The 24,298-nt window shown below is 69.0% G+C and carries 28 protein-coding genes, 1 tRNA gene and 1 riboswitch; of the genes, 18 read left to right on the top strand and 11 right to left on the bottom strand.

Features of this window, described 5'->3' with window-relative positions; translation table 11 throughout:
- The first annotated feature begins 57 nt into the window (after window positions 1–57).
- Window positions 58–687 carry an RDD family protein gene (locus tag M2163_RS21210; protein WP_280894729.1) on the top strand — a complete coding sequence of 210 codons (630 nt, stop codon included), beginning with the start codon at window positions 58–60 and terminating at the stop codon, window positions 685–687.
- 1,017 nt (window positions 688–1,704) lie between these two features.
- Here the strand turns inward: M2163_RS21210 and M2163_RS21205 are convergent.
- On the bottom strand, window positions 1,705–1,965 hold the full coding sequence (locus M2163_RS21205) for a hypothetical protein (RefSeq protein WP_280851225.1): 261 nt from the start codon (window positions 1,963–1,965) through the stop codon (window positions 1,705–1,707).
- A 337-nt stretch (window positions 1,966–2,302) separates the two neighbouring features.
- On the opposite strand from M2163_RS21205, the gene M2163_RS21200 reads away from it, so the two are divergent.
- Both M2163_RS21200 and M2163_RS21195 read left to right on the top strand, forming a co-directional pair.
- The gene (locus M2163_RS21200; protein ID WP_280894728.1) at window positions 2,303–4,657 is read left to right on the top strand and encodes an immune inhibitor A domain-containing protein; all 2,355 of its coding nucleotides are present in this window, start codon (window positions 2,303–2,305) and stop codon (window positions 4,655–4,657) included.
- A 116-nt stretch (window positions 4,658–4,773) separates the two neighbouring features.
- Entirely contained in the window at window positions 4,774–5,118 is a 345-nt protein-coding gene (locus M2163_RS21195) for a hypothetical protein (protein WP_280851227.1), read from the top strand.
- 10 nt (window positions 5,119–5,128) lie between these two features.
- On the opposite strand, the gene M2163_RS21190 is transcribed toward M2163_RS21195, so the two are convergent.
- Both M2163_RS21190 and M2163_RS21185 read right to left on the bottom strand, forming a co-directional pair.
- Window positions 5,129–5,716 carry an isochorismatase family protein gene (locus M2163_RS21190; RefSeq protein ID WP_037710637.1) on the bottom strand — a complete coding sequence of 196 codons (588 nt, stop codon included), beginning with the start codon at window positions 5,714–5,716 and terminating at the stop codon, window positions 5,129–5,131.
- A 97-nt stretch (window positions 5,717–5,813) separates the two neighbouring features.
- Complete coding sequence (locus M2163_RS21185; protein WP_280851228.1) at window positions 5,814–7,160, bottom strand: nicotinate phosphoribosyltransferase; 1,347 nt, start codon at window positions 7,158–7,160, stop codon at window positions 5,814–5,816.
- 58 nt (window positions 7,161–7,218) lie between these two features.
- On the opposite strand from M2163_RS21185, the gene clpS reads away from it, so the two are divergent.
- The 7 genes from clpS (at window position 7,219) to M2163_RS21155 (ending at window position 11,939) form a co-directional block, all read left to right on the top strand.
- Window positions 7,219–7,536: an ATP-dependent Clp protease adapter ClpS gene (gene clpS / locus M2163_RS21180; RefSeq protein WP_037710635.1), complete on the top strand. Its 318-nt coding sequence runs from the start codon at window positions 7,219–7,221 to the stop codon at window positions 7,534–7,536.
- Window positions 7,537–7,577: 41 nt separating this feature from the next.
- Window positions 7,578–8,180 carry a DUF2017 domain-containing protein gene (locus M2163_RS21175; RefSeq protein ID WP_280894727.1) on the top strand — a complete coding sequence of 201 codons (603 nt, stop codon included), beginning with the start codon at window positions 7,578–7,580 and terminating at the stop codon, window positions 8,178–8,180.
- Window positions 8,181–8,502: 322 nt separating this feature from the next.
- The gene (locus tag M2163_RS21170) at window positions 8,503–9,948 is read left to right on the top strand and encodes an amino acid permease (RefSeq protein WP_280851230.1); all 1,446 of its coding nucleotides are present in this window, start codon (window positions 8,503–8,505) and stop codon (window positions 9,946–9,948) included.
- Between the two features lie 69 nt (window positions 9,949–10,017).
- The gene (locus M2163_RS21165; RefSeq protein ID WP_280851231.1) at window positions 10,018–10,440 is read left to right on the top strand and encodes a M67 family metallopeptidase; all 423 of its coding nucleotides are present in this window, start codon (window positions 10,018–10,020) and stop codon (window positions 10,438–10,440) included.
- Between the two features lie 79 nt (window positions 10,441–10,519).
- The gene (locus M2163_RS46645) at window positions 10,520–10,615 is read left to right on the top strand and encodes a putative leader peptide (RefSeq protein ID WP_312023458.1); all 96 of its coding nucleotides are present in this window, start codon (window positions 10,520–10,522) and stop codon (window positions 10,613–10,615) included.
- An 88-nt stretch (window positions 10,616–10,703) separates the two neighbouring features.
- Window positions 10,704–10,982, top strand: coding sequence for a MoaD/ThiS family protein (locus M2163_RS21160; RefSeq protein WP_007382355.1), 279 nt, complete (start codon window positions 10,704–10,706; stop codon window positions 10,980–10,982).
- A 6-nt stretch (window positions 10,983–10,988) separates the two neighbouring features.
- Complete coding sequence (locus M2163_RS21155) at window positions 10,989–11,939, top strand: cysteine synthase (protein WP_280851232.1); 951 nt, start codon at window positions 10,989–10,991, stop codon at window positions 11,937–11,939.
- A 7-nt stretch (window positions 11,940–11,946) separates the two neighbouring features.
- Here the strand turns inward: M2163_RS21155 and M2163_RS21150 are convergent, their stop codons facing one another.
- Window positions 11,947–12,399: a type II toxin-antitoxin system PemK/MazF family toxin gene (locus tag M2163_RS21150; RefSeq protein ID WP_280851233.1), complete on the bottom strand. Its 453-nt coding sequence runs from the start codon at window positions 12,397–12,399 to the stop codon at window positions 11,947–11,949.
- Between the two features lie 234 nt (window positions 12,400–12,633).
- On the opposite strand from M2163_RS21150, the gene M2163_RS21145 reads away from it, so the two are divergent.
- Window positions 12,634–13,386, top strand: a complete 753-nt coding sequence (locus tag M2163_RS21145) for an MBL fold metallo-hydrolase (protein WP_280851234.1) — start codon at window positions 12,634–12,636, stop codon at window positions 13,384–13,386.
- Window positions 13,387–13,458: 72 nt separating this feature from the next.
- Here M2163_RS21145 and M2163_RS21140 read toward each other — a convergent pair whose 3' ends face one another.
- Window positions 13,459–14,712, bottom strand: a complete 1,254-nt coding sequence (locus M2163_RS21140) for a PTS transporter subunit EIIC (protein WP_280851235.1) — start codon at window positions 14,710–14,712, stop codon at window positions 13,459–13,461.
- Window positions 14,713–14,815: 103 nt separating this feature from the next.
- A complete protein-coding gene (locus M2163_RS21135; protein ID WP_280894726.1) occupies window positions 14,816–16,108 on the bottom strand; it encodes a PTS transporter subunit EIIC in 1,293 nt (430 codons plus the stop codon).
- A 126-nt stretch (window positions 16,109–16,234) separates the two neighbouring features.
- Here M2163_RS21135 and M2163_RS21130 point away from each other — a divergent pair, with 126 nt between their 5' ends.
- The 4 genes from M2163_RS21130 to rdgB all read left to right on the top strand — a co-directional run bounded on the left by M2163_RS21130 (window position 16,235) and on the right by rdgB (window position 18,418).
- Window positions 16,235–16,468 (top strand): PTS glucose/sucrose transporter subunit IIB, encoded by a 234-nt coding sequence (locus M2163_RS21130; protein ID WP_031056752.1) that lies wholly within the window; start codon window positions 16,235–16,237, stop codon window positions 16,466–16,468.
- A gap of 47 nt (window positions 16,469–16,515) precedes the next feature.
- Window positions 16,516–17,253 (top strand): ribonuclease PH, encoded by a 738-nt coding sequence (rph, locus tag M2163_RS21125; protein WP_280851237.1) that lies wholly within the window; start codon window positions 16,516–16,518, stop codon window positions 17,251–17,253.
- Between the two features lie 146 nt (window positions 17,254–17,399).
- On the top strand, window positions 17,400–17,804 hold the full coding sequence (locus M2163_RS21120) for a hypothetical protein (protein WP_280851238.1): 405 nt from the start codon (window positions 17,400–17,402) through the stop codon (window positions 17,802–17,804).
- 11 nt (window positions 17,805–17,815) lie between these two features.
- Window positions 17,816–18,418: an RdgB/HAM1 family non-canonical purine NTP pyrophosphatase gene (rdgB, locus tag M2163_RS21115; RefSeq protein WP_280851239.1), complete on the top strand. Its 603-nt coding sequence runs from the start codon at window positions 17,816–17,818 to the stop codon at window positions 18,416–18,418.
- A gap of 47 nt (window positions 18,419–18,465) precedes the next feature.
- Here rdgB and M2163_RS21110 read toward each other — a convergent pair.
- The 4 genes from M2163_RS21110 to bcp form a co-directional block, all read right to left on the bottom strand.
- A tRNA-Leu gene (locus M2163_RS21110) sits at window positions 18,466–18,538 on the bottom strand.
- Window positions 18,539–18,560: 22 nt separating this feature from the next.
- Window positions 18,561–19,214 carry an HNH endonuclease gene (locus M2163_RS21105; protein ID WP_280894725.1) on the bottom strand — a complete coding sequence of 218 codons (654 nt, stop codon included), beginning with the start codon at window positions 19,212–19,214 and terminating at the stop codon, window positions 18,561–18,563.
- Window positions 19,211–19,852 (bottom strand): HNH endonuclease signature motif containing protein, encoded by a 642-nt coding sequence (locus M2163_RS21100; protein WP_280894724.1) that lies wholly within the window; start codon window positions 19,850–19,852, stop codon window positions 19,211–19,213. Before M2163_RS21100 ends, M2163_RS21105 begins: the two co-directional genes overlap by 4 nt.
- Window positions 19,853–19,992: 140 nt before the next feature.
- Complete coding sequence (gene bcp, locus M2163_RS21095; protein ID WP_280851242.1) at window positions 19,993–20,460, bottom strand: thioredoxin-dependent thiol peroxidase; 468 nt, start codon at window positions 20,458–20,460, stop codon at window positions 19,993–19,995.
- A gap of 93 nt (window positions 20,461–20,553) precedes the next feature.
- On the opposite strand from bcp, the gene M2163_RS21090 reads away from it, so the two are divergent.
- From M2163_RS21090 to M2163_RS21080, 3 genes are all read left to right on the top strand, one after another.
- Entirely contained in the window at window positions 20,554–20,883 is a 330-nt protein-coding gene (locus M2163_RS21090) for a DUF3618 domain-containing protein (RefSeq protein ID WP_280851243.1), read from the top strand.
- A 44-nt stretch (window positions 20,884–20,927) separates the two neighbouring features.
- On the top strand, window positions 20,928–21,278 hold the full coding sequence (locus M2163_RS21085; protein ID WP_280851244.1) for a co-chaperone GroES: 351 nt from the start codon (window positions 20,928–20,930) through the stop codon (window positions 21,276–21,278).
- Window positions 21,279–21,325: 47 nt separating this feature from the next.
- A riboswitch (guanidine-III (ykkC-III) riboswitch) is annotated at window positions 21,326–21,395 on the top strand.
- Window positions 21,396–21,427: 32 nt separating this feature from the next.
- Window positions 21,428–21,748, top strand: a complete 321-nt coding sequence (locus tag M2163_RS21080; protein ID WP_280851245.1) for a multidrug efflux SMR transporter — start codon at window positions 21,428–21,430, stop codon at window positions 21,746–21,748.
- 7 nt (window positions 21,749–21,755) lie between these two features.
- Here M2163_RS21080 and M2163_RS21075 read toward each other — a convergent pair whose 3' ends face one another.
- The gene (locus M2163_RS21075; RefSeq protein ID WP_280894723.1) at window positions 21,756–24,146 is read right to left on the bottom strand and encodes a transglycosylase domain-containing protein; all 2,391 of its coding nucleotides are present in this window, start codon (window positions 24,144–24,146) and stop codon (window positions 21,756–21,758) included.
- Window positions 24,147–24,298: the final 152 nt, after the last annotated feature.

The raw sequence follows: 24,298 nt of genomic DNA, 5'->3' as shown, positions 1-24,298 counted from the left end.
ACTCCGGACGGCCGCTCGCCGGATGCGGAACTGGGGGGTTCGCGGTCGACTCGGGCCATGAGCAGTGAACCGCCCCCCGGCTCCGGCCAGCAGCCGCCGGATGACGACCCGTTCAGGAAACAGCCCCCGCCTGCCGAGGGCTCGGGATCGCCGTACAGCGCACCGCCGCCGCCCTACGGGGGCGTCCCCGGTGGCGACCCGTACGGCGGCGGCTCCTACCCCACCGATCCGCTGGCCGGCATGCCGCCGCTCGCGCCCAGCGGGAAGCGCACGCTGGCCCGCATCATCGACCTGATCCTGGTGGGCATCGTCGTCTGGCTGCTCACCTGGGGATTCGGGGTGAGCGAGTACGACGTGAACGGCGACGACGTGCAGTACGGCAAGTCGCTCGCCCAGTCCCTCCTCGCCGCGGTGCTCTACATCGCCTACGACACCGTCCTGATCACCCGGTCCGGCCAGACGCTCGGCAAGAAGTGGCTCGGTATGCGGGTGGCGAACCTCGACAACGGCTCCACGCCCTCCACCCAGACCACCCTGATCCGCTCAGCGGTCCTCTGGATCCCGTTCGCCTTCTGCTGCGCCTGCATCTGGACCGCCATCTCGGGCGGCTGGAGCTACTTCGACAAGCCGTACAAACAGGGCCTGCACGACAAGGCAGCCAAAACAGTGGTCGTCACTACGGACTGACCCGACCGAAGAGCGCGTGAACGACGGGCGTCGGCGTGGAGGATCGCGGCCGCCGTCTTCATGCTGCCCGACAAGCCGCTCACGCTGGGCGGATCCGAAGAGCGCGGACCATCGGCAATCGACCGGCGCCGGACGCGCGCAGGGCGCCGCTTGCACTGCTGGGCCGACGGACGGGGCCTCGGGTGAGTGACCGCTGCTCGCGCGCGAGGCGGGGCCTTCGGCAGGCGCCGGATGCGCTCGACGCCCGGCGCCGTGCTGTCGGGCCGGAGCGCGGCTTTGCGTGGCCTGGGGGCCGTGGAGGTGGGCGCCCGGATGGCACTGCGGCCCCTGCTCCTGGCACCGGACGCGCTCGCTGTCCGGGCCTGCTGCTGGGTGCGGGGTGAAGCGGGGCTTTGGGTGTGCCCGGCGCGTGCCTGTGGCGCTGGGCCTTCGGCCGGGGGTGCCGGACGCTGCTCGTTGTCCCGGCCTGCTGCTGGCGCGGTGGAGCGCGGTTTCGGGTGTGTCCGGTGGGTGCTTGTGGCGCCCGGTCTTCGGCCGGGGGCGGCGGACGTGCTCGTTGTCCGGGCCTGCTGCTGGGTGCGGGGTGAAGCGGGGCTTCGGGTGTGCCCGGCGCGTGCCTGTGGCGCTGGGCCTTCGGCCGGGGGTGCCGGACGCTGCTCGTTGTCCCGGCCTGCTGCTGGCGCGGTGGAGCGCGGTTTCGGGTGTGCCCGGTGGGTGCTTGTGGCGCCCGGTCTTCGGCCGGGGGCGGCGGACGGGCTCGTTGTCCCGGCCTGCTGCTGGCGCGGTGAAGCGCGGTTTCGGGTGTGCCCGGTGCGTGCCTGCTGGTGGGGCCCAGTCTTCGGTGAGCGGTGGTGGATGCGCTCGATGTTTCCGGTCTGTCCTGCTGGGCCCCGGGGGCCCGGTGCCGGGCTCGGCTAACGGGTTCGGCGGCCCGGCCGTCCGGCGAGGCTCAGCGATGGTCCCCGGGCTGTCTGAGACATACCCCAGCGCCTCGGCCCGGTTCAGGCAACGCAGTGCTCACGCGGCGGTCTTGGAGCCGGAGGCCACCGCTGGGACCGGCTCTTCCGCCGGGCGTTCGGTGGGCCTGTTCACCGCTACGACGCGCGGCTTGGGCTGGGGGACCGTCATGGCGACCAGCAGGCCGAGGGCGAGCGCCGAGACGGCGATGACCGCGGTCCCCACGGCCGAACTCGTCTGTGACAGCAGCAGCATGGCGAGCGTCGAGAAGATGACGGTGATCGAACCGTAGGCGATCTGTGCGGCGGTCGGACGAGGCATGGCAATCGTGTCCTCGGAATTGGGGGTCCACGGGGGGTGTCGGCCTGGCTTTCCGCCGACATCCGGGCGTTCCGCCAATCGACTCTAATCGCCTGTGTGCCCGAGTGGAACGAACAGTAAGCGTGACCTAACGAACAGTGCCGGAGCACAGGGGGCGCACGGAGTCATGGCGTCCATCAAGTGGACAGCGGTGCGCGCCCGTCGTGTTGCCGTCACGTGTCCGCAATACGAACACCGGCTCCCAATAATGCACTTGTCGGGTCCAAGTCAAGGTCTGTCTTTTCTCCTCAACCTTTAGTCAAATACCGGTCACTTGCCTGATAGGGGAGAGGTACAAGTGACAGACAGATCCTGGACGTTCAGGACGGCAGCGACAGTCGTGGCGCTGGCCGCGGCCTCGGCCACGTTCTCCACGTTCGCCGTGGCACAGGCCGCGGACAGCTCCGCGGGGCCCTCCGCGGTCGACCGGCAGGACCCGCAGCCGGCCAAGGCCAGGGAGCACGACTTCGACGGCCCGCTGACCAAGACCCAGGAGGCGCAGCGAAAGGAGGCGCTCGACCAGGTCATATCCGGGAACGCGACGGTGAAGAACCGGGGCGGCTCCCAGGTGGTCGAGCTCAAGAGCCGCAAGGGCGACAGCAAGTACGTCGAGCTCGGCCGCGAGAAGACCGACAAGATCTTCACCATCCTGGTCGAGTTCGGCGACCAGGTCGACCCCCGCTACGGCGGCACGGCCGGCCCGCTGCACAACCAGATCGCCCAGCCGGACCGCAGCCAGAACAACAGCACGGCCTGGCAGGCGGACTACAACCAGGCCCACTTCCAGGACCTGTACTTCGGCACCGGCAAGAAGACCGAGTCGCTCAAGAAGTACTACGAGAAGCAGTCCTCGGGCCGCTACTCGGTCGAAGGCGAGGTCACCGACTGGGTCAAGGTCCCCTACAACGAGGCCCGTTACGGCTCCAACAAGTGCGACCCCGACAACTGCGCCTGGTACGCGGTCCAGGACGGCGTCAACGCCTGGGTCGCCGAGCGCGAGGCCGCCGGTGACACCGCCGCCGAGATCGCCGCGGAACTGGCGGAGTTCGACCAGTGGGACCGCTACGACTTCGACGGCGACGGCAACTTCAACGAGCCCGACGGCTACATCGACCACTTCCAGATCGTGCACGCCGGCGAGGACGAGTCCGCGGGCGGCGGCGCCCAGGGCGAGGACGCCATCTGGGCCCACCGCTGGTACGCCTTCGGCACCGACGCCGGCTCCACCGGCCCCTCGGGCAACAAGCTCGGCGGCACCCAGATCGGCGACACCGGCATCTGGGTCGGCGACTACACCATCCAGCCGGAGAACGGCGGACTCGGCGTCTTCGCGCACGAGTACGGCCACGACCTCGGCCTGCCCGACGAGTACGACACCTCCGGCGGCGGCGAGAACTCCACCGGCTTCTGGACGCTGATGTCCTCCGGCTCCTGGCTCGGCACCGGCAAGGACTCCATCGGCGACCTGCCCGGCGACATGAACGCCTGGGACAAGCTCCAGCTGGGCTGGCTCGACTACGACACGGCCACGGCCGGCAAGCGCTCCTCCCACAAGCTGGGCGTCGCGGAGTACAACACCAAGAACCCGCAGGCGCTCGTGGTCCAGCTGCCGAGGAAGGCGGTCACCACCCCGGTGGTCACCCCGGCGCAGGGCGCGACCCAGTGGTGGAGCGGCAGCGGCAACGACCTGCGCAACACCCTGACCCGCGCGGTCGACCTGACCGGCAAGTCCTCGGCGGCGCTGACCCTCGACGCCTGGTGGGACACCGAGAAGGACTACGACTACGCCTACGCCGAGGTCTCCACCGACGGCTCCAACTGGACGCCGATCGACGGCACTCTGGCCGACGGCACCGCGATCCCGCGTGACGGCAGCGGCAAGCCCGCCCTCACCGGCACGGTCGAGGCGTACCAGAAGCTGACCTTCCCGCTGAACGCCTACGCGGGCCAGAAGATCCAGCTGCGCTTCCGCTACCAGACCGACGGCGGGGTCGCCCAGAAGGGCTTCGCGGCCGACGAGATCACGGTGACCGCCGACGGCGCGACCCTGTTCTCCGACAACGCCGAGACGGCGGACGCCGCCTGGACCGCCAACGGCTTCTCGCGCATCGGCGCCTCCATCACGGACGACTACGCGCAGTACTACATCGCCGAGAACCGCCAATACGTGTCGTACGACAAGGTGTTGAAGGTCGGCCCGTACAACTACGGCTTCTCGACGACCCGTCCGGACTGGGTGGAGCACTACGCCTACCAGAACGGCCTGTTGATCTGGAAGTGGGACACCTCCCAGGCCGACGACAACACCAGCCAGCACCCGGGCGAGGGCCTGATCCTGCCGGTCGACTCCCACCCGACCGCGTTGAAGTGGTCCGACGGCACGCTGATGCGCAACCGCATCCAGGCCTACGACTCCACCTTCAGCTGGTACCCGACGGACGGCATCACGCTCCACAAGGCCGACGTCGCGACGAAGATCAAGGCCAAGCCGGGCGTCCCGGTCTTCGACGACGGAATGTCGAACTACTACGACGCGTCGAACCCGCTCGCCGGCGTCAACATCACTGACACCGACACCCGGATCAAGATCGTCAAGGAGCCCCTGGACGGCTCGACGATCACGCTCCAGGTCGGACCTTCGGCCAAGAAGTAGTAAAACCGCAGGTCAGAAGCGTATCGGCGGCAACCCCTGGCGGGTTGCCGCCGATCGTGTTTAGGTGCGTCCTGTGGCTTCCTTATTGACACCGACGTACACGGGGGTATGACCGCATGGCCGCAGGAGGTTTCTGCAAGCTGCCCAACGGCAGGGTGGTGGTGGCGCTGAACCTGCCCCGCCCGCCCGCCGACGGCTACGGCAGCGTGCGGGTGCTCGTCCACGCCCAGAACCGGGCGCGCGCCCTGACCAGGCTGCGCAACCTGGGACTGCGGGCGGTGTACCTGCGCGGCAACGGCGCGCCCCCGACCCCCGACGAGATCACGGCCGTACTCCACCATCCGGACGGACTGATATGGCGTACCGCCCCTGACAACGCTGTCTCCGGCGGACCGGAGCTGGTCCAGGAGCTGTGGCATCCCATCCGGTCGCTCCTGAGGAGGCCGGCGGCACCGGCCTGAGCACCGGCGCCTAGACGACCGGCTTCCCGGTCAGCTCCACGCCCGCCTCCCGCAGCTCCTCGATCGCCCGCTCGGTCGTCGCCTCGGCGACCCCGGCGGTGAGGTCGAGGAGCACCTGCGTACGGAAGCCCTCCCGGGCCGCGTCCAGGGCGGTGGCCCGTACGCAGTGGTCCGTGGCGATCCCGACCACGTCCACCTCCGTCACCTCCCGCGCCCGCAGCCAGTCGCCCAGCGGCACGCCGTTCTCGTCGGCGCCCTCGAACCCGCTGTACGCCGCCGCGTACGCCCCCTTGTCGAAGACCGCGTCGATCGCCCCGGAGGCGACGGCCGGGGCGAAGTTCGGGTGGAACCCGACCCCCTCGGTCCCGGCGACGCAGTGCGCGGGCCAGGAGTGCACGAAGTCGGGGTTGTCGGCGAAGTGGCCGCCGGGGGCGATGTGGTGGTCCCGGGTGGCGACCACGTGCTGGTAGCCGGAGCCCGCCGCCTGCCCGATCAGCTCGGTGACGGCGGCGGCCACGTCGGCGCCCCCGGCCACCGCGAGACTGCCTCCCTCGCAGAAGTCGTTCTGCACGTCGACGACGATCAAGGCGCGGCGCATGGTGGGTGTCCTTCGACTAAGAGTGAACTTACGAGCCTAGAGACTTCGGGGAGCGTGCGGGAGGGGGCATGGACGGGCGCGTTCGGTACGACAGCGGCTAGTTACCCGTGCGCCCGTTGACATACTCCGTCGGAATGACGGGCTCCCCGCGTGAGAGCTGGGTCGCCGACAGCGGCAGGTTGGCGCGGGCGGCGGCATGCCGGTCCCGTACGACGTCCAGCGGCTCGCGGGCCACGACCTCGCCGCACTTGACCAGCTCCACCAGCAGCTGCCGGTCCGTGAGCCCCGCAGGCACCGGCCCGGTGCCCACCACCTCGGCCTCCGCGAACCCCTCCGCGTCCAGCCGCCGGGCCGCCCACTTGCGGCCGCCGACCGAGGTCTTGCCCCCGGACGACTTCTTGGCGACCGGGATCAGCGGTGCCTTCGGGTCGTCGGACTCGGCGCGCGCGACCAGCTTGTAGACCATCGAGGCGGTCGGGTGCCCGGACCCGGTCACCAGCTGGGTGCCGACGCCGTAGGCGTCCACGGGGGCCGCGGCCAGCGAGGCGATGGCGTACTCGTCGAGATCGGAGGTGACGATGATCCGCGTCCCCTTCGCGCCCAGCTCGTCCAGCTGCTGCCGCACCCGGTGGGCGACGAGGAGCAGGTCGCCGGAGTCGATGCGCACGGCCCCGAGCTCCGGCCCGGCGACCTCGACGGCCGTACGGACGGCCTCGGTGACGTCGTAGGTGTCCACCAGCAGGGTCGTGCCCCGGCCCAGTGACTCCACCTGGGCCCGGAAGGCGTCCCGCTCCTCGTCGTGCAGCAGGGTGAAGGCGTGCGCGGAGGTGCCGACGGTGGGGATGCCGTAGCGGAAACCGGCCGCGAGGTCGGAGGTGGTGGCGAAGCCGCCGACGTAGGCGGCGCGGGCGGCGGCCACCGCGGACAGCTCGTGGGTGCGGCGGGCGCCCATCTCGATCAGCGGCCGGTCACCCGCGGCCGAGGACATCCGGGAGGCGGCCGCGGCTATCGCGGAGTCGTGGTTGAGGATCGACAGGATCACGGTCTCCAGCAGCACGCACTCGGCGAAGGAGCCCTCCACCCGCATGATCGGCGAGCCCGGGAAGTACACCTCGCCCTCCGGGTAGCCCCAGATGTCGCCGCCGAAGCGGTAGGAGGCGAGCCAGTCCAGGGTGTCCTCGTCGACGATGGAGCGCTCGCGCAGGAAGGCGAGGACGTTCGCGTCGAAGCGGAAGTTCTCCACCGCGTCCAGCACCCGGCCGGTGCCCGCGACGACGCCGTAGCGCCGCCCTTCCGGCAGCCGCCGGGTGAAGACCTCGAACACGCTGCGCCGTTCGGCGGTACCCGCCTTCAGTGCGGCCTGCAGCATGGTCAGCTCGTACTGGTCCGTGAAGAGCGCCGTCGAGGGAACGTCCACCGGCAGCCCAAGGTCCGCTGTGTTCATAACAACGGATGCTACCCCACTTCGCGTCAGTGTGACGATTTATGGGGTGCGTGGCAGCATGGGCCGTGTGACGTCACCCGCTCCCGTAGAGATCGAACGCACCGAGTCGGCGGAAGAGGTCTTCGCCGTACCCGAGCCGGACGTCCCCTGGGTCACGATCGTGCACAACGACCCGGTCAACCTCATGAGCTACGTGACCTACGTCTTCCAGTCGTACTTCGGCTACTCGAAGGACAAGGCCACCAAGCTGATGCTCGACGTCCACCACAAGGGCCGGGCCGTCGTCTCCAGCGGCAGCCGCGAGGAGATGGAGCGCGACGTGCAGGCCATGCACGGCTACGGCCTGTGGGCCACCCTCCAGCAGGACCGGAAATGACCCGCCCCCGCCCGCAGGACCGGAAGTAGCGACAGACCCTGATGCCAGGAACCTTCGAACCGCTCCCCGGCGGCGGCGCGGCCGTCGCCCTCGACGACGTCGAGATCTCCATCATCCGGTCGCTGGCCGTCCAGCTCCTGGAACTCATCGGTCCGGGGCCCGCCGAGGACGCCCCCGACGACCCGCTCGCCGAGCTCTTCGCGGAAGGGCCCAGCGAGCCGCCCTCCGACCCGGTGCTCAAGCGGCTCTTCCCGGACGCCTACAGCGATCCCGAGGGCACTCCGCAGGCGAAGGAGGCCGAGGAGCAGCGGGCCTACTCCGCCGAGTTCCGCCGCTACACCGAGAACGACCTGCGGGCCGGCAAGCGCGAGAACGCCCTCGCGGTGGTCCGCTCCCTCGACGCCCTGCGCTCCGCGGGCGACGGCGGGGCGGTCCTCAAGCTGTCGGCCGGTGAGTCCCAGCAGTGGCTCGGCGCCCTCAACGACCTGCGGCTCGCGATCGGCTCCCGCCTCGACATCACCGCCGAGGAGGACACCGACCTCCTCTACCGGCTCCCGGACGAGGACCCCCGCAAGCCGATGGTGATGGCGTACCTGTGGCTCGGAGGTCTCCAGGAGACCCTCGTGAACACCCTTATGCCATGAGATGTAACGATTCCGTGTTCGCTCAGAGGACGCTCAAATCCGGATAACGATCACGTCACCGTGATGGCCGCCTATGCCCACCATGGGTGCTCTTTGTCCGCTTCTCCCTGTGGCGCGCGCCACATCGCGCCCGGGTGATCAGTATTGCGGTCGTGATAAATCTTCACGACCGCCCGGCGAACACCACCCTTATGTTCGTCCGGGTGCGCCACCGAGCCGGCAACCGCCGGCCAGGCACGACTCCATCAATCCGGGGGGATCGAAAACCGGTCCGAGGCCGACGAGAGGCCCGGTTCGGCATGGAGAAAGGCGCACCACAGACATGACCTCCGCTCAGGTCGACAAAGGCACGGGCCCAGGCCCGGAGAAGACCTCCGAAGAGGGGTACGAGCGCGGACTCGGCAGCCGTCAGGTCCAGATGATCGCGATCGGCGGCGCCATCGGCGTCGGCCTCTTCCTCAACGCCGGGGCGAACATCGCCAAGGCCGGTCCGAGCCTCATCCTGATGTACGCCGTCGCCGGCGTGATCATCTTCTTCATCATGCGGGCCCTCGGCGAGCTGCTGCTCTACCGCCCGGTCTCCGGCTCCTTCGCCGAGTACTCGCGCGAGTTCCTCGGCCCGTTCTTCGGCTACTTCACCGGCTGGACGTACTGGCTGCTGTGGGTCGTCACCGGCATGGCGGAACTCACCGCCGCCGCGATCTACGTCAACTACTGGTTCCCGGCCGTCCCGCAATGGGTCACGGCCCTGGTCTTCCTGGTCGTCCTGTTCGTGGCGAACCTGATCTCGGTGAAGCTGTTCGGCGAGATCGAGTTCTGGTTCTCGATGATCAAGGTCACCGCCCTGATCGGCATGATCGTGATCGGCCTCGGCGTCCTGACCTTCGGCTTCAGCGCCGCAGGCGACACCGCCGCGGTCTCCAACCTCTGGGCCTTCGACGGCTTCTTCCCCAAGGGCGTCGGCTCGTCCCTGATGACCCTCCAGGGCGTGATGTTCGCCTACCTCGCCGTCGAGCTGGTCGGTGTCACCGCCGGTGAGTCCGAGAATCCCGAGAAGACCCTCCCCAAGGCGATCAACACCCTGCCCTGGCGCATCGGCCTCTTCTACGTCGGCGCCCTCACCGTCATCCTGTGCGTGGTGAAGTGGACCGAGTTCGCGGCGGGCGTCAGCCCCTTCGTGAAGGCCTTCGCCGTGATCGGCATCCCGGCCGGCGCCGGCATCGTGAACTTCGTCGTGCTCACCGCGGCCCTGTCCTCCTGCAACTCCGGCATGTACTCCACGGGCCGCATGCTGCGCACCCTGGCCGACAGCGGAGAGGCCCCGCAGGCCTTCAACAAGCTCTCCGTCACCCGCACCCCCGCGCTGGCCATCACGGTCTCCGTGCTCTTCATGGGCATCGGCGTGGTGCTGAACTACGTCGTGCCGGAGAAGGCCTTCGGGTACGTCGTCTCGGTGGCGACCGCCGCGGGCATCTGGACCTGGCTGATGATCCTGATCAGCCATGTGCGCTACCGCCGCGAGGTGGTGGCGGGGCGCCTGCCCGCCTCCTCCTTCCCGGCCCCCGGCGGCTCGGTCGGCAGCTGGATCGCGATCGTGTTCCTGCTCTTCGTGACCGGCCTGATCGCGTACGACGCCGACTCCCGCGTCTGTCTGTACGTGATGGCCGGATGGGCCGCCGCGCTGGGCGTCGGCTGGGCCGTCCTGAAGACCCGGAACCCGGAGATCGCCGACCGGCGCGAGCCGGAGTTCGAGAAGGTCGGCGGCTGAGAAGTCCGGCATGTGGGCCGTCCCGTACCGAACCTCGGTACGGGACGGCCCTCTGCTTATCCTTTCGGCATGCTGACCATCACCCAGGCCCTCGTCGACCAGATCGTCGCGCACGCGCGCAAGGACCACCCCGACGAGGCGTGCGGAGTCGTGGCGGGACCCGCCGGGTCGGACCGCCCCGAGCGCTTCATCCCCATGCTCAACGCCGCCATGTCGCCGACGTTCTACGAGTTCGACTCGGGCGACCTGCTCAAGCTGTACCGCGAGATGGACGACCGCGACGAGGAGCCGGTGGTCATCTACCACTCCCACACCGCGACCGAGGCCTACCCGTCGCGCACCGACATCTCCTACGCCAACGAGCCGGGCGCCCACTACGTCCTCGTCTCCACCGCCGACACCGACGGCCTCGGCGACTTCCAGTTCCGCTCGTACCGGATCGTGGATGGTGAGGTCACGGAGGAGGAGGTCACGGTCGTCACGGCCTACTGATCTCACAGTTCGGTCAGAATTCATCCAGCATGCGAGATCACACTCCGGGACCCCGGCCGGGAATCGATACGATGAGCCCATGGTTCTGTATGACGTGAGCGAGAAAGCGCCGAGCATCCTGCTCGTGGCGCGGCTGCACGTCGACCTGTGCAGGCTGAACAGCGCCATCTGTTGACGTTCCCTGCCGCCGTACGGCCGTGAGCCGCGGCGCGCGTCGTCGTGCGCCCACCGACCAGAACACTTCCCGACAGGAGCCCGCAACCATGGCCATCGAGGTCCGCATCCCGACCATCCTCCGCACCTACACCGACGGCCAGAAGGCGGTGGAGGGCAACGGGAACACCCTCGCCGAGCTCTTCGCCGACCTCGAGACCCGGCATGCGGGCGTCCAGGCCCGCATCGTGGACGGCGGTGAGCTGCGCCGCTTCGTCAACGTCTACCTGAACGACGAGGACGTCCGCTTCCTCGACGGCATCAACACCAAGCTCACCGACGGCGACAACGTCACGATCCTGCCGGCCGTGGCCGGCGGCATGGCCTGATCGTCGATGCGTTACGACTCCCCGCTGGCCGCGGTGGGCAACACCCCTCTGGTGCGCCTGCCGCGGCTCTCGCCGTCCGCCGACGTCCGTGTCTGGGCCAAGCTGGAGGACCGCAATCCGACGGGCTCGGTCAAGGACCGCCCCGCCCTGCACATGATCGAGCAGGCGGAGAAGGACGGCCGGCTGACCCCGGGCTGCACGATCCTCGAACCCACCTCCGGCAACACCGGCATCTCGCTGGCGATGGCAGCGAAGCTCAAGGGCTACCGGATCGTCTGCGTGATGCCCGAGAACACCTCGCAGGAGCGCCGGGACCTGCTGGCGATGTGGGGCGCCGAGATCATCTCCTCGCCCGCCGCGGGCGGCTCCAACACCGCCGTACGGGTCGCCAAGGAGCTCTCCGCCGAGCACCCCGACTGGGTGATGCTCTACCAGTACGGCAACCCCGACAACGCGGGCGCCCACTACACGACCACCGGTCCGGAGATCCTCGCCGACCTCCCCTCGATCACCCACTTCGTCGCGGGCCTCGGCACCACGGGCACCCTGATGGGCGTCGGCCGCTACCTGCGCGAGCACAAGCCCGACGTGAGGATCGTCGCCGCCGAACCGCGCTACGACGACCTGGTCTACGGCCTGCGCAACCTCGACGAGGGCTTCGTACCGGAGCTGTACGACGCCTCCGTCCTCACCACCCGCTTCTCGGTCGGCTCCGCCGAGGCGGTCACCCGCACCCGTGAGCTCCTCCAGCAGGAGGGCATCTTCGCCGGCGTCTCCACGGGCGCGGCCCTGCACGCGGCGATCGGCGTCGGCAACAAGGCGCTCAAGGCGGGGGAGTCCGCCGACATCGTCTTCGTGGTGGCCGACGGCGGCTGGAAGTACCTGTCGACCGGCGTCTACACGGCGGCGACCACGGAGGAAGCGATCGAGACGCTCCAGGGCCAGCTCTGGGCCTGACCTCCCGCTAGGTCGCCAGGTGACGGACCTGGTCCCACAGGACCGGGTCCACCACCCCCGCCCTGCGCCGGAAGTCCCCCACCGGCACCACGCGCAGCTCGTCCGTCTCCAGGAAGCTCGCGCGCCCCTGGGCGTCGCCCACCGAACCCGGCGGCAACGGGATCACCCCGGCCCGCTCGTCGTGGTACTTGCTGGTGATCTTCGCGACGGTGGCCCGCCGCCCGCGCACGGCCAGCACGAGACACGGCCGGTCCTTGGCCCCCGGCCCGTCCTCGTACGGCACCTGCGCCCACCAGATCTCGGCGGGCCGCGGCCGCACCCCCGTCGTACGCCCGGACGGCCCAGTCGTACGGTCCGCGCGACCCCGGGGCCGATGCCCGCGGCCCCACCCGTCCACGAGTGTGGCGACCAGTGCGAGCAGCACCACCGCCGCGAGCGCGAGCCACCAGGACGTGTCCATGAGGACGACGTTACCGGCGCGCGATCTGCCCCGCGCGCCCTCTGCTCAAGCCGTTAGCGCGGTCACACTCCCCACGCGCCCCTGGTCCAGCCGAACCGGTGACACCACAGGTGAGTTCGCCCACAACAGCCCTTGGCGGAGGAGCGACCGGAGGTTTTGCGCCTTACGCTCGACGAACCGCACGACCCCCGTCTCTTTCCCAGAAAAGTTCCCGCCAGCGGAGGTTTCTGCTTTATGAAGCTCACCGTCGTCGGCTGCTCGGGGTCGTTCCCGTCCGCGGAATCGGCCTGCTCGAGCTACCTCGTCGAGGCCGACGGCTTCCGGCTGCTTCTCGACATGGGCAACGGTGCCCTTGGCGAGTTGCAGCGCCACTGCGGTCTCTACGACCTCGACGCGATCTTCCTCAGCCATCTGCACGCCGACCACTGCATCGACATGTGCGCGTACTTCGTCGCGCGCTACTACCGCCACGACGGCGGCCGCTGCGACCCCATCCCGGTCTACGGCCCCGAAGGCACCGAACACCGTCTGACCACGGCCTACGCCGACACCCCCACCGCCTCCTCCATGAGCGAGGTCTTCGACTTCCACACGGTCAAGCCGTCCACCTTCGACATCGGCCCGTTCACCGTCCACACCGAACGCGTGGCGCACCCGGTCGAGGCGTACGGCATCCGGATCGAGCACGGCGGCAGGTCGCTGACCTACTCCGGCGACACGGGGCTCAGCCCCGCCCTGACCGAACTCGCCCGCGACACCGACCTGTTCCTGTGCGAGGCCGCCTTCACGCACGGCAAGGAGAACATCCCCGACCTGCACCTCAACGGCCGCGAGGCGGGTGAGACCGCGACCCGGGCAGGCGCCCGCCGCCTGGTCCTCACCCACATCCCCCCGTGGACCGACCCCCAGGTCAACCTCGCCGACGCGCGCGCGGTCTTCGACGGCCCGGTGTCCCTGGCGACGCCGAGGCAGTCGTACGAGATCTAGCCCCTACGACACGGCGAAGGCCCCCGGAGCGGTTCAGGGCTCCGGGGGCCTTCGCGTGCGGTACGGCTGTTCCTACGCCTTGGTGAGGTCCTCGACCTCTTCCTCGGGCTCGCGGCCCGGGGTGGGGAGGTTGAACTTGACGATGGCGAAGCGGAAGACGGCGTAGTAAATCGCGCCGAAGACCAGGCCGATCGGGATGATCAGCCAGGGCTTGGTGGCCAGGTTCCAGTTCAGTCCGTAGTCGATGACGCCCGCGGAGAAGGTGAAGCCCGCGTGGACGCCGAGAGCCCAGGTCACCGCCATGGAGACGGCGGTCAGGACCGCGTGGATCGCGTAGAGCACCGGTGCGATGAACATGAACGAGAACTCGATCGGCTCGGTCACACCCGTCACGAAGGAGGTCAGCGCGAGCGAGACCATCATGCCCATCACGGCCTTGCGGCGCTCGGGACGGGCGGAGTGCGCGATCGCGATCGCGGCGGCCGGCAGACCGAACATCATGATGGGGAAGAAGCCCGACATGAACTGTCCGGCGGTCGGGTCCCCGGCGAAGAAGCGGTTCAGGTCACCGTGCACGACGGCACCCGTGGCGTCCTTGAAGTCCCCGAGCTGGAACCAGGAGACCGTGTTCACGAACTGGTGCATGCCGATGGGGATCAACGCACGGTTGATCAGGCCGAACAGTCCCGCACCGACGGCGCCGAGTCCGGTCATCCACTCACCGAAGTCGGAGATGACCTCACCGATCGGCTCCCAGACCAGACCGAAGAAGACGCCCATCAGGGTGCCGACGAAGGCCATGATGATCGGCACCAGACGGCGGCCGTTGAAGAATCCGAGCCAGTCCACCAGCTTGGTGCGGTGGAAGCGCTGCCACAGCACGGCCGAGAGCAGCCCCATGAGGATGCCGCCGAGGACGCCGGGGTTGTTGTAGGTCGCGGCTATGTCCGCGCCGGCCTGGACCTTCGCCTCGGTGACCGGGAACGCCTTGAGGACGTTGCTGTACACCAGGAATCCGACCAGGGCCGCCAGTGCGGTCGAGCCGTCGGCCTTCTTGGCGAAGCCGATGGCGACACCGATGCAGAACAGCATCGGCAGGTTGTCGAAGATCGCGCCACCGGCGGTGGCGAACACGGACGCGACCTTGTCCCAGCCGAAGCCGTCCTTGCCGAACACATCGGGCTGGCCGAACCGGAGCAGCAGCCCCGCCGCCGGCAGCACGGCGATCGGCAGCTGAAGGCTGCGGCCTACCTTTTGCAGGCCCTGGAACAGGCCTGATCCCCACTTCTTCGTGGGCGCCGCCGAGGGCGCGGTGGCGGTGCTCATAACGCTTCCTCCATCGGGTGGTGGTCTACACCACTCAGTGGTGTAGACCTGTTGTACACGATGGGGGCGTTATAAGGAACCCGTCAATTCCGCAACCGGAGGACTACAGCTTGGTGACGTCCTCGACCTCCTCCTCGGGCTCCCGGCCCGGGGTCTTGAGGTCGAACCGCGTGATCGCGAAACGGAAGATCACGTAGTAGAGCGCCGCGAAGCACAGGCCGATCGGGATGATCGCCCAGGGTTTCGTCGCCAGGTTCCAGTTGATGATGTAGTCGATGAGACCGGCCGAGAAGCTGAAGCCGTCGTGCACCCCGAGCCCCCACGTCACTGCCATCGACACGCCCGTCAGCACCGCGTGCACCGCGTACAGCAGCGGCGCGACGAACAGGAACGAGTACTCGATCGGCTCGGTGATCCCCGTCACGAACGAGGTGAGCGCGACCGACAGCATCAGACCGCCGACCTCCTTGCGCCGCTCCGGCCGCGCACAGTGCGTGATCGCCAGCGCCGCCGCCGGCAGCGCGAACATCATGATCGGGAAGAACCCCGAGAGGAACTGCCCCGCATCCGGGTCGCCCGCCAGGAACATGTTGATGTCGCCGTGCACCTCGGTGCCGTCCGGCTTGGTGTACGTCCCGAACTGGAACCAGATCGGCACGTTCAGGAACTGGTGCAGCCCGATCACCAGCAACGCCCGGTTCGCCACCCCGAACAGCCCCGAACCCCACGCCCCCGCGTCCTTCAGCCAGTCGCTGAAGTTCTCCAGCCCGTCACCGATCGGCGGCCACACCCACAGACACAGCGCCGCGAACACGATCGCCACGAACGCCATGATGATCGGCACGAGACGGCGGCCGTTGAAGAAGCCCAGCCAGTCCACCAGCTTGGTGCGGTGGTACCGCTGCCAGAAGAACGCCGTCAGCAGCCCCATCACGATGCCGCCGAACACCCCCGGGTTCTGGTAGGTGAACGCCACCACCGTGTGGTCCACCATCGCCTGGCACCCGATGCCCTGCACGGCCTTCGCCCCGCTCGGACAGTCCTCCGGGAACTGCCTCAACACCGTGAAGTAGACGAGGAATCCGGCCACCGCGGCCAGCGCCGTCGACCCGTCCGCCTTCTTCGCCATCCCGATGGCCACCCCCACGCAGAACAACAGCGGCAGCCCCAGCTGACCGTCGAGCAGCGCCCCGCCCGCCCCCGCCATCACCTTGGAGACGTTCGTCCAGCCCAGCCCGTCGGCCCCGAACACGTCCGGCTGGCCGAGCCGGTTGAGGATGCCCGCGGCCGGCAGTACGGCGATGGGCAGCTGAAGACTGCGACCCATCTTCTGGAGCCCCTGGAACGCCGACTGCCAGCGCCGGCGTGCGGGTGAGATCTCGGTTTCCGAACTCATCAGTTGGCGACCGCCTGTCGGGTGGTGTAGACCAGTCACGGACGATTGCTTGCCGTGACGTCATCTTTCGGCACGAACAGCGCAATCGCCCGCGAAGCTGGGCCAACTGTGCATGAGGAGAACGACATGGCCACCAAGGCAGAGAAGATCGTCGCCGGGCTCGGCGGCATCGACAACATCGACGAGATCGAGGGCTGCATCACCCGACTGCGCACCGAGGTCCACGACGCGGCCCTCGTCGACGAAGCCGCCCTCAAGGCCGCCGGCGCCCACGGCGTCGTCAAGATGGGCACCGCGATCCAGGTCGTCATCGGCACCGACGCCGACCCGATCGCCGCCGAGATCGAGGACATGATGTGAACTGAGCGCGCCGAACGCTCACCCGGGAGGCCGATAGGCTCGGCACCATGTCTCGAATCGACGGCCGCACCCCCGAACAACTCCGCCCGGTCACCATCGAACGCGGCTGGAGCAAGCACGCCGAGGGCTCCGTCCTCGTCTCCTTCGGCGACACGAGGGTCCTCTGCACCGCCTCCGTCACCGAAGGCGTCCCTCGCTGGCGCAAGGGCAGCGGCGAGGGCTGGGTGACCGCCGAGTACTCCATGCTGCCCCGCGCCACCAACACCCGAGGCGACCGCGAGTCCGTCCGCGGCAAGATCGGCGGCCGCACGCACGAGATCAGCCGCCTCATCGGCCGCTCCCTGCGCGCGGTCATCGACTACAAGGCACTCGGCGAGAACACGATCGTCCTCGACTGCGACGTCCTCCAGGCCGACGGCGGCACCCGCACCGCCGCCATCACCGGCGCCTACGTCGCCCTCGCCGACGCCGTCGCCTGGGCCCAGTCCAAGAAGCTCGTCAAGGCCGGCCGCAAGCCGCTCACCGGCACCGTCTCCGCCGTCTCCGTCGGCATCGTCGGCGGCGTCCCCCTCCTCGACCTGCGCTACGAGGAGGACGTGAAGGCCGACACCGACATGAACGTCGTCTGCACCGGCGACGGCCGCTTCGTCGAGGTCCAGGGCACCGCCGAGGCCGAACCCTTCGCCCGCGACGAGCTCAACTCCCTCCTCGACCTCGCCGTCCTCGGCTGCTCCGAACTCGCCGCCCTGCAGAGCAAGGCGCTTGATACGGTCCTCGAAAGGTAAAGGGACCGCCAAGGACAGTGGCCGGCGCGCGCAACCCGACCGGCCGCCCCGGCGTCTTCGGGGGTACGGGCGCCCGCTGTGCACAACGGGCGCCCGGCCAGTCGACGGGGGCCTCCCAAGGCCTGCCACAGGGAGGGAACAGATCCATGGCCGCGAGCCGACGCCGCCGTAGTCGCCGTATCACCATCGCCGCCGCGGTGGCCGCCGCAGTACTCACCACCGGCCTCACCACCGGCTGCGACGCCGTCAGCAAGGCCCTGGACTGCGTCCAGACCGCCGAGGCCGTCGCCGACAGCGTCACCGACCTCCAGCAGGCCGTGGAGAACGCGTCGAACGACCCCACCCAGATCGACGAGGCCCTCGCCTCCATCGACCAGAACCTCGACGAGATCGGCGACAAGACCGACAACGCCGACGTCAACAAGGCGGTCGACGACCTGAACACGGCCGTCACCAACGTCCGCACCGCGGTGAAGAACGGCGACGAGACCCCCGACCTCAGCCCCGTCACCGACGCGGCCGGCGAACTGACCAAGGTCTGCACGCCGTAATACTGGTGGGCATGACGCGCCTGATCCTCGCCACCCGCAACGCCGGAAAAGTCACCGAACTCCACGCGATCCTCGCCGACGCAGGTCTGCCGTTCGACCTCGTCGGCGCGGACGCGTACCCCGAGATCCCCGACGTCAAGGAAACAGGCGTCACCTTCGCCGAGAACGCCCTGCTCAAGGCCCACACCCTGGCCCGGGCGACGGGCCTGCCCGCCGTGGCCGACGACTCGGGCCTCTGCGTGGACGTCCTGGGCGGCGCCCCCGGCATCTTCTCGGCCCGCTGGTCGGGCCGGCACGGAGACGACAAGGCCAACCTCGACCTGCTCCTGGCCCAGCTCTCCGACATCGCCGACGAACACCGCGCCGCCCACTTCGCCTGCGCCGCGGCCCTCGCCCTGCCGGACGGCACGGAGAGGGTCGTCGAGGGCCGCCTGAACGGCACCCTCCGCCACACCCCGACCGGCACGAACGGCTTCGGCTACGACCCGATCCTCCAGCCGGACGGCGAGACGAGGACCTGCGCGGAGCTGTCAGCAGAGGAGAAGAACGCGATCAGCCACCGGGGGAGGGCGTTCAGGGCACTGGTGCCGGTGGTACGGGAGCTGTTGGGCTGAGCTTGCGAAGATGCCCTGCACCTTCGCTTGAAGATGCAGGGCACTTGTACGCCCGGTCGGATTCGAACCGACAGACACAACCACCTAAAGATTGCCGCTCAGCCATTGGCGTACGGGCGCCTACGATGACTACTTTACTGGCCTACGCCTTCTGACGACGACCCCCTCTGCACCAGGTGCTCGTGGCAGCGTGACAGTTGGGGCACAACAACCGCAGGTTCTCCCGCCGGTCGTCGCTCCAGTCGCCGTTGATGTGATCGACCTCCAGCGTCATCGGTTTGCCGAGCCACTCCGGGCCCGTCCCGCACTCCGCGCAGACCTCGGGCACGCCCACCTCCGACAGCGCCCGGCGGAGCAGGTAAGTTCTGGTCCGCCTGTTGCCCTGATGCCGGACCAGGATGTCCTCGGCGCGCCTGAGCGGTGTGACGCCCGGCCCGCCCCGTCGATGCGCCTGCCCCAGGAAGTGCGAGGTGTCGAGGCCCTCCTCGGCCACCCACTCCCGCAGCAGCGCGCGTTGCCTGCCGTTGTCCGTCCGCCCCAAGGTGCGCAACGCCTCTGCGAGGGAGAGCGACTCGGAGACCGCCGCCCGCAGTTCCTCGGACGAGGGCCGCGGCTGCCTGCCCCGACGGGCGAAGTGGGAGACGTCGATCCCGAAGTGGTCGAAGCGCCGGAACAGGTGGCGGCGGAGTTGGCCGTACGGTCGTGTGCCGAAGAAGGCGATGACCTCGTCGATGTCGGAACATCGCGCGGCGGCTTCGGCCAGCCGCTCCTGCGTGTACCGCACGCTGCTGCTCATGAAGCCCTGCCCTTGCCGCGCCCCCGGTAACTGTCCGTCGTCGAATGGCAGTTGGGGCACAGGAAGCGAAGATTCTCGATGCGGTTGTCGCGCCAGTTGCCGTCGATGTGGTCGACCTCCAGGGGGAGCGGCTGTCCTCGCCAGACCGCTTCCGTGCCGCACATCGCACACCGCTCCGCCGTGCCCACTGTCGTCATCGCCCACCTGAGCCGATCGCTTGGGATACGTCGAGCCCGGTCGGCCGGCTGCTCGACGAGCAAGCCCTCCGGTGTTCGGGGGCGCCAGGCCTTGCCTCGTTGTGTCGGCACCTGAAAGTGCGAGATGTCGATGCCGTACGCCTTGATCCGGCGGCTGATGTGGGTGTGGTGGCCACCGACGACCTCAAGCCCGAGATGCCGCAGCACTTCGCACATGTTCGTCGAGGTCGAGACCGCTTCCTGGAGGATCTCCCGCGTCCACTTCACCCCTTCCCGCTCGAAGTGGGAGACATCGACCCCAAGCTTCTTCATCCGCGCGAGGACGTACCGCCGCGTCGAACTCCGAGGGTCCACCCCCAGCCTCCCCAACGCCTCCGACAACGTCCGAGCCCCCCGAGCCGCCGCCTCCAGCCGCTCCCTGGTGTACGCACTGGCCCCCACCGGACCCCCTTCGTCCTCGGTCACACGTTCGCGACCTCGTACGGAGTAACGAACCGCTTATCGGACAGTCACGCCCGAAACGGGAAGCGGCCCGCGCCGGTATTCCGGTGCGGGCCGTTCAGCAGGGGAAGCGGGGAGGTTCAGATGCCCAGGTCCTTGATGATCTTCGCCACGTGGCCCGTCGCCCGGACGTTGTACAGGGCGCGCTCGACCTTGCCCTCCTCGTCCACGACGATCGTGGAGCGGATGACGCCCATGTAGGTCTTGCCGTAGTTCTTCTTCTCGCCGTAGGCGCCGTAGGCCTCGGTCACCGTCTTCTCCGGGTCGGCGAGGAGGGTGACCTTCAGGGACTCCTTCTCGCGGAACTTCGCCAGCTTCTCCGGGGCGTCGGGGGAGATGCCGATGACGTCGTAGCCCGCGCCGGCCAGCACCTCCAGGTTGTCGGTGAAGTCGCAGGCCTGCTTCGTGCAGCCGGGGGTCAGGGCGGCCGGGTAGAAGTAGACGATGACCTTGCGGCCCTTGTGGGCGGAGAGGGACACGTCGTTGCCGTCGGCGTCGGGCAGGGTGAAGGCGGGGGCCACGTCCCCGGGCTGGAGTCGCTCGCTCATTGGGTCAGCGTAACCGGGGGTCCTGACAGTGCGGTCGCGGGCGGAACTGACAGACTGTCCAGGACAAGTAGCAGCGACCCCGGAGGCTCTACCGTGGCGGACACGTCGGACATCAGAACCCCGGCGCAGATCGAGGCGGACATCAAGCGCCGCCGCGAGGTGCTGGCAGACACGCTCGACGAGATCGGAGTGCGGGTGCACCCGAAGACGATCGTCGGCGACGCCAAGGCCAAAGTCGTCTCCAACATCGACCACACGCTCGGGCGGGCGTACGTCTCCGTGAACAAGGCCGTGACGGACGTGAAGGCCCAGTTCGTGGACGAGGACGGCGCTCCCCGGCTGGAGCGCGTCCTGCCCGTCGCCCTCGTCGCCGTGGGACTCGTGGGGCTGCTCGCCCTGGGAACCCGGCGCCGCAAGGGCTGACCCGGCCGCGTACACGGGCGTCGAGGACAGGTAGGTTCAGTGGCGTGAGCGCCAAGAGAAACGACACCCCGAACGACAAGCTGCCCATCCGGATGCTGCACGACCGCGTGCTCGTGCGGCAGGAGAGCGGTGAGGGCGAGCGGCGGTCCGGTGGCGGCATCCTCATTCCCGCCACCGCGGCCGTCGGACGCCGGCTGGCCTGGGCCGAGGTCGTCGCCGTGGGTCAGAACGTACGGACGGTGGAGCCGGGCGACCGGGTGCTGTACGACCCCGAGGACCGGGCCGAGGTCGAGGTCCGCGGGACGGGTTACGTCCTGATGCGGGAGCGTGATCTGCACGCCGTGGCGGCCGACCGGTTCGAGGGATCCGAGGACTCGACGGGTCTGTACCTCTAGTTCCACGGCCGAGAAGGGCCGGTGACCATCGTCACCGGCCCTTTTCGTCGTTTCCTTGCTACCTTCGAAGGAGCCCGACGAGACGCGCCGTACCGGGACAGGAAAAGACGACGCACCCCGTTCAGTCGTCTGTCCCGGAGGTGTCCGTCATGGCCTGGGTTCTGCTCGTCGTCGCCGGTCTGCTGGAGGTCGGCTGGTCGATCGGCATGAAGTACACGGACGGTTTCACCCGGCTCGTGCCCAGCGTTCTCACGGGGGCCGGAATCGTCGCCAGCATGGTCCTGCTGTCGTACGCCGCGAAATCCCTTCCCATCGGTACCGCCTACGGCGTCTGGGTGGGGATCGGGGCGGCCGGGGCGGCGGTGCTCGGCATGCTGGTGCTGGGGGAGCCGGTCACCGCCGCTCGGATCTTCTTCGTGTGTCTGCTGCTCGTCGCCGTGGTGGGGCTGAAGGCGACCTCGGGTCACTGAGGCGCGGTCACTCCCGGCGGCTCGTGGACAGCAGGTTCTCGCCGCCCGTCGCCCCGCCGCTGGGTGAGTCCCCGCCGGTGCCTCCGGTCGGGTCGCCGGTGGTGGTGCCGTCGGTCGTGCCTCCGGTGTCCCCACCCGTCGTGGTGCCGCCGTCGGTCGTGCCGCCGGTGTCGCCGCCCGTCGTCGTGCCGCCGTCGGTCGTGGTGCCGCCGTTGTCCTGACCCTGGGTCGGTCCCTGGGACTGGCCCTCGGTCTGCCCTTCGGTCTGGCCCTCGGTGTCCTGGCCACCGGTGGTGTCGCCCGTGCCGCCGTCGTCCTGGCCGCCCGTGGTCGGGTCGACGGGGGCCTGGCTGCTCGGCGCCTGCACCTCGGCGCCCTCCTGGAGCTGGAGGTCGAACTCGCTCACCGGCTTCCCCTTGAGGGCGGCCTTGGTGTACTGCGCCCAGATCTCGGCGGGCGGTCCGCCGCCGTTGACGCGCTCCAGGCCCATCGCGCCGTACAGCGACTTGTGCGCGGCGGTCACCGGGTCCTGGCCCATGACCGAGACGACGGTGGCGAGTTCGGGGGTGTAGCCCGCGAACCAGGCGGCCGTGTCCTCCTCGGCGGTGCCGGTCTTGCCCGCGGCGGGGCGGCCGGCGGCCTGGGCGGCGGTGGCGGTGCCGTTCTCGACGACGCTCTGCAGGATCGAGGTGGTGGTGTCGGCGGCCTCGCGGCTGACGGCCTGCTTGGCGCGCTGCTTGGGCAGCTCGACGGTCGCCTCGCCGTCCTTGGTGATCTTGTCGATCATCGTGTACGCGCCGTGCCGGCCGTGGTTGGCGAGGGTGGCGTAGGCCTCCGCCATGTCGAGGACGCTCGCGGTGTTCACGCCGAGCGCGATGGACGGGGACGCCGTGAGGTCCGGGGTGTCGGAGGGGATGCCCAGGTCGATCGCGGTCTGCTTGACCTTGTCGGAGCCGACGTCGACGGCCATCTGCGCGTACACCGAGTTGACGGACTTGTCGGTGGCCGCGCGGACGGTGATCTCGCCGTAGGAGGCCTGGTCCTCGTTCTCGGGGGCGTAGGACCCGCCGTTCCACCCCACGACCGGGCGCTTGTTGGTGCCGTCGTAGTAGGTGTTGGGGGTGATGAGCTGCCCGTCCTGGGTCTCGGAGCGGTTCTCGACGGCGGCGGCGAACACGAGGGGCTTGAAGATGGAGCCGACCTGGAAGTCGCCGCGGGTCGCGCCGTTCGTGTACTGCTTGACGTAGTCGATGCCGCCGTACATCGCGACGACCCTGCCGGTCTTCGGGTCGACGGAGGCGCCGCCCGCGCGGACGTAGTTGTCGACCTTGTTGTTCTTCTTGTCGAGCTTCTTCATCACCTGGTCGTCGACGGCCTTCACGAAGGCGTTCTGCTTGCCCTTGTCGAGGGTGGTGGTGATGCGGTAGCCGCCGGCCTCCAGCTGCTCCTTGGTGAGGATCTTGTTGTCGATGATGTACTGCTCGACCGCGTCCTTGATGTAGCCGCGCTGCCCCGACAGGCCGGTGGAGACGGTCTGCTCCTTCGGCATCGGGAACGTCAGGCCGGTGCGCGCGGACTGTGCCAGCCAGCCCTTCTTGACCATGCCGTCCAGGACGTAGTTCCAGCGGGCCTCGGCGGCGGCCTTGTTCTCGGGGTGCGCGACGACGTCGTACTCGCTCGGGGCGTTGACCAGCGCGGCGAGGTAGGCGGCGTGGGCGGGGTCGAGGTCGACGGCGTCCTTGCCGTAGTAGGCCTGGGCGGCGGCCTGGATGCCGTAGGCGTTGCGGCCGAAGTAGCTGGTGTTGAGGTAGCCCTCGAGGATCTCGTCCTTGGACTTCTCGCGGTCCAGCTTGATCGAGATGAAGAACTCCTTGGCCTTGCGGGTGACCGTCTGCTCCTGGGCCAGGTAGTAGTTCTTCACGTACTGCTGGGTGATCGTCGAGCCGGACTGCTTGCCCTTGCCGGTGGCGGTGTTCCAGCCGGCGCGCAGCATGGCCTTGGGGTCGATCGCGGACTCGGTGTAGAAGTCGCGGTCCTCGGCGGCCAGCACGGCGTGCTGGGCGTCCTTGGAGACCTGCGAGAGGGAGACGTTCTCGCGGTTGACCTCGCCGTCGCGGGCGAGCTGGCTGCCGTCGGCGTAGAGGTAGACGTTGGACTGCTTGGTAGCGAGGGCGTTGGCCGGCGGGATCTTGACCATGGAGTAGCCGAGGTAGAACAGCCCGGCCAGGAGCAGCAGCCCGAGGACGAAGGTGCCCAGCACCATGCGCCAGGTCGGGATCAGCCGTCGCCAGCCGGTGCGCCTGGGCCGCTTGGCCTTCTTCTTCCCGTCGGGCTCTTCAGCCGCCTGTGGGTTGCTGGGTGCCCAGCCCTCGGTCGGCTGCTGCGGCTGGTCGCTCATCTCGTGCACGGACTCCTGTTTCGCGTCGTACGTTCCCGTACGACCTCGTACGCCTTCTGCGTCCCCTGTTGAAGACTCTCGTACCCTGCGTTCCGTTCCCGGATATGGCGCGCGTCTCGCCCGGAAAATGAGTGGCCCGCCCCGTCACCTGC

Origin of the sequence: Streptomyces sp. SAI-135 (assembly GCF_029893805.1) — a bacterium.
Taxonomy (GTDB): domain Bacteria; phylum Actinomycetota; class Actinomycetes; order Streptomycetales; family Streptomycetaceae; genus Streptomyces.
This window is presented reverse-complemented; position numbering and strand designations above follow the sequence as displayed.